This window comes from Pseudomonas sp. PS01298, assembly GCF_029959745.1.
GTDB classification, from domain to species: Bacteria; Pseudomonadota; Gammaproteobacteria; order Pseudomonadales; family Pseudomonadaceae; genus Aquipseudomonas; species Aquipseudomonas aylmerensis.
Genome location: NZ_JASCPP010000211.1, coordinates 1 through 4,201, shown reverse-complemented (window position 1 = coordinate 4,201; position 4,201 = coordinate 1). Strand labels below are relative to the sequence as shown.

Below are 4,201 nucleotides of genomic sequence, written 5' to 3'. Positions count from 1 at the left end.
TGCTCGCGAATGCGGTGGATCAGTCAATACATCTGGTGACTGACACTGCGCATTCGCGAGCAAGCCCGCTCCCACATTTTTTTTCCGGTTTCGTCAGTTACGCCGTTGCGCGATGCAAGCTGGCGAGGAAACCCGCCGCGCCCACGAACAACCCGGCAAACGTGCGGTTCATGCGTTTCTGCTGCTTCGGTGTGCGCAACAGGCGCAACACTTTCGAGGCCAACCCGGTGTAGCCCGCCATCACGATCATGTCGACGCTGATCATGGTCGCGCCGAGGATCAGGTACTGGATCAGCAGCGGCGCCTGCGGGTTCACGAACTGCGGCAGTACCGCCAGCATGAACACCAAGGCCTTGGGGTTGCTGGCGTTGACCAGGAAACCACGGAACATCATCGCCATCGGCTTGCCGATCGGGCGTATCGTCGCGTCTTCGCTCATGTCCATGGGCAAGGCACGCCATTGCTTGATGGCCAGGTACACCAGGTAGGCCACGCCGAACCATTTGATCGCATAAAACGCGGTAGACGATGCCGCCAGAATCGCTCCCAGGCCACCCGCTACCACGGCAATCTGCATCGCCAGGCCCAGTTGCAGGCCGATGGCGTTCCAATAGCCGCGCAGGAAACCGTATTGCAGGCCGCTGGACATCGACGCGATGGCACCGGCGCCGGGGGAAAGGGAGATGATCCAACTGGCCACGAAAAAGGCCAGCCATGTGTCGAGTGCCATTACACACCTCAGGGAAGAGTTAGCGGTTATGCCTAAAGCTAACTCCGCCGACCAAAGGCTGGCTATAGATTTTTTTACAAGATGCGAATACTAGCGATCGCCGGGGAACACGTGAGTCCCTGGCCAACGCCGCACCGAGCGCTGGAAGAACAGGCTGTTGGGGACCTGCACCATCGCGCTGTCGGTGCCGGCTTCTGCTACTTCGACCAGCGTGGTGTAGAGCAGGTTGATCGCCACCACCCGGCCCTTCACGCCGGGTTTGTCGACGGTATCCACCAGCTCGACGATATCACCGAGGCGAAACGGCCCGACGGTGAAGATCAGAATCGCGCACAGCAGATTGGAGAGCACCGACCACATGGCGAAGAACGCCACCGCCGCCACCGCCACGAACCCCGACAGCGCGGTCCACAACACCGTGGCCGACACTCCCAGGCGGCCCAGCACGAAGATCAGCGCACTGCCCATGATCAGCCAGCGCAAGCCGCCGCGCAGCGGCATCAGCAATTGCGGCGGCAGCGGGTAGCGCTCGCCCAGGCGCGTCAGCCCCTTAGCGACAAAGCGCTGGGCGAGGTAGCCGGCCAGCAGGATCAACAGGATTTGCACACCGATCCACACGGGCTCGACCCATTGCGTCGGTATCGGCAGCTGCAACGCTTCCATCAGGACAGCGCCTCCAGCTCCGCCTGCAGGGTTTCCAGCAACTCGAGGGCTTCCATCCAGGTTTCCTCCAGTTGCCCTTCACGCACCTTGAGCTTGGCCTGTTCGGCAAGCAGGTCGCGCAGCTCATCCTTGCGCGCAGCCTCATACACGGCGCTGTCGCCCAGGCTGGTCTCGATCTTGGCCAGGCGCTCGTGCACCTTGCCCAACTCGGCTTCCAGCTTGTCGGCTTCACGCTTGTGCGGCGCCAACTGTTGGCGCAACGCAGCAGCGGCCTGGCGTTGGGCTTTCTTGTCGGTCTTGTCCGGGTTGACCGGGGTGTTGCTGACCGGCGCGTTGCGCAGGCGGTAATCCGTCAGCCAGCGCGCGTAGTCGTCCAGGTCGCCGTCGAACTCTTCGACTTTGCCATCCGCCACCAGCAGGAAGTTGTCGGTGGTGCTCTTGAGCAAGTGGCGATCGTGAGACACCACCAATACCGCACCGCTGAACTCCTGCAAGGCCATGGTCAGCGCCAGGCGCATTTCCAGGTCCAGGTGGTTGGTCGGTTCGTCGAGCAGTAGCAGGTTCGGGCGATCCCAGGCGATCAAGGCCAGGGCCAGGCGGGCTTTTTCGCCGCCGGAGAAATTCAGCACCGGCTCATCGATGCGCGCGCCACGGAAGTCGAAACCGCCGAGGAAGTCGCGCAGGGTCTGCTCGCGCTCGGTCGGCGCCAGGCGCTGCAGGTGCAGCAACGGGCTGGCCTTGGAGTCGAGGGAGTCCAACTGATGCTGGGCGAAATAGCCCACTACCAGGTTCTCGCCACGGGTCAGGCGCCCGGCCAGGGGCTGCAACTCGCCGGACAGGTTCTTGATCAGCGTCGACTTGCCTGCACCGTTAGGCCCGAGCAAACCGATGCGTGCACCCGGCGTGAGCTGCAGCTTGACCTTCTCCAGGATGGTTTTGTCGCCATAACCCAGGCGTGCATCCGAAAGGTCGAGCAGCGGGCTGGAGATTTTCACCGACTCACGGAACACGAAATCGAACGGCGAATCGACGTGGGCCGCCGACAGCTCTTCCATGCGCTCCAGGGCCTTGATCCGGCTCTGGGCCTGGCGGGCCTTGGTGGCCTGGGCCTTGAACCGGGCGATGTAGCTTTCCATGTGCGCACGTTGCGCCTGTTGCTTCTCGTAGGCCTGTTGCTGCTGGGCCAGGCGCTCGGCGCGCGCGCGTTCAAACGCAGTGTAGCCGCCACGGTAGAGAGTGATTTTCTTCTGTTCGACGTGGGCGATATTGTCGACCACGGCATCGAGGAAATCCCGGTCGTGGGAAATCAGCAGCAAGGTGCCTGGGTAGCTCTTGAGGAAATCTTCCAGCCATAGGATCGCATCGAGGTCCAAGTGGTTGGTCGGTTCATCGAGCAGCAACAGGTCCGAGGGGCACATCAGCGCCTGGGCCAGGTTCAGGCGCATGCGCCAGCCGCCGGAGAAGTCGGCGACCGGGCGGTCCATCTGTTCGTTGGTGAAACCCAGCCCGGCGAGCATCTTGCGGGCGCGGGCGTCGGCCGTGTAGCCGTCGGCACTGTCGAGTTCCGAGTGCAGGCGGGCCTGGGCCGCGCCGTCCTGGGCTTTCTCGGCCTCGGCCAGGTCGTGTTGCACCTGGCGCAGGCGCAGGTCGCCATCGAGCACGTAGTCGATCGCGATGCGGTCCAGGGTGTCGATCTCCTGGCGCATGTGGGCGATGCGCCAGTCAGCCGGCAGCAGGCAGTCCCCGGAATCCGGGGTCAGCTCACCCAGCAACAAGGCGAACAACGTGGATTTGCCGGCGCCGTTGGCACCGATCAGGCCGGCTTTGTGACCGGCGTGCAGGGTCAGCTCGGCGTCTTCAAGAAGACGTTGCGGGCCACGCTGTAATGTTAGGCTTTGAAGTCGGATCATAATGGCGGCGGAGTCTACCAGCTTCGTTGGCCGCTGGCTTGGGTGTGAATATGTGCGCTGACCTGTGGAGCTTTGCCCTCTCGACTTACGCCCGCCCAGGGTGCGAAGCCGCTTGCCTGCGCATGCAGGCGCAAGGTGCAGATGTGTGCCTGTTGCTCTGCGGCGCGTGGCTGGAACGGCGCGCTGTAGCGCCGACACCCGAACGCATCCTGGCGCTGAAACAGATTGCCGGGCCCTGGCAGGCACAGGTGGTCGGACCGTTACGGCACGTGCGCACACAATGGCGGGCCATGGCGCAGCAGGATGAGGCAGTAGCGGCGTTACGCGAACGGGTCAAGGCCCTGGAACTGGATGCCGAACGCACGCTGCTCAAGCGTCTGGAAGCGCTGGCGCAAGCATGGCCGGGTGATGACGTGGCGGGGCAACCGCGATGGCTTGAAGGACTGGCGGCTGAGGATGCCGCCAACCTTGACCACAACGCGCTGCAGCAGCTGCGCGTCGCGGCCACCGGCGCTTAGGAAGCGCTGGTTGGGGTGGTGCTTGGCGCTACCGGTGCAGGAGTGCTGCTGGTCGGTGCGGTTGGAGCGCTGGACGCTGCGGTAGTCGCAGGTGCTGCCGGGGTCGCTGGCTTTGCCGGAGCTGGCTTGGCTGCAGCGGGTTTCGCAGCTGGCTTAGTGGCTGGCTTTGCAGCAGCAGGTTTAGCGGCTGGCTTGGCGGCTGGTTTTGCAGCAGCAGGTTTAGCAGCTGGCTTGGCGGCCGGTTTTGCAACAGCAGGTTTGGCAGCTGGCTTGGCGGCTGGTTTTGCAGCAGCGGTTTTAGCAGCTGGCTTAGCGGCTGGCTTTGCAGCAGCAGGTTTAGCGGCTGGCTTGGCGGCTGGTTTCGCAGCAGCGGTTTTAGC

General features: G+C 63.5%; 5 protein-coding genes. 1 reads left to right on the top strand and 4 read right to left on the bottom strand.

The features are described from left to right. Positions 1-97: 97 nt before the first annotated feature. The 3 genes from QMX97_RS31730 to QMX97_RS31720 form a co-directional block, all read right to left on the bottom strand. Positions 98-730: a LysE family transporter gene (locus tag QMX97_RS31730; protein WP_065902398.1), complete on the bottom strand. Its 633-nt coding sequence runs from the start codon at positions 728-730 to the stop codon at positions 98-100. 90 nt (positions 731-820) lie between these two features. After that, positions 821-1,393: a mechanosensitive ion channel family protein gene (locus QMX97_RS31725; protein ID WP_065902400.1), complete on the bottom strand. Its 573-nt coding sequence runs from the start codon at positions 1,391-1,393 to the stop codon at positions 821-823. Beyond that, positions 1,393-3,303: an ATP-binding cassette domain-containing protein gene (locus QMX97_RS31720; RefSeq protein ID WP_065902402.1), complete on the bottom strand. Its 1,911-nt coding sequence runs from the start codon at positions 3,301-3,303 to the stop codon at positions 1,393-1,395. The genes QMX97_RS31725 and QMX97_RS31720 overlap by 1 nt, the downstream gene beginning before the upstream one ends. Positions 3,304-3,353: 50 nt before the next feature. Between QMX97_RS31720 and QMX97_RS31715 the strand changes: the two genes are divergently transcribed. Next, positions 3,354-3,821, top strand: coding sequence for a TIGR02444 family protein (locus tag QMX97_RS31715; protein WP_282398223.1), 468 nt, complete (start codon positions 3,354-3,356; stop codon positions 3,819-3,821). Here QMX97_RS31715 and QMX97_RS31710 read toward each other — a convergent pair. Continuing rightward, the coding region (locus QMX97_RS31710; RefSeq protein ID WP_282398222.1) for a hypothetical protein at positions 3,818-4,201 on the bottom strand (384 nt) is incomplete at its 5' end. The genes QMX97_RS31715 and QMX97_RS31710 overlap by 4 nt on opposite strands.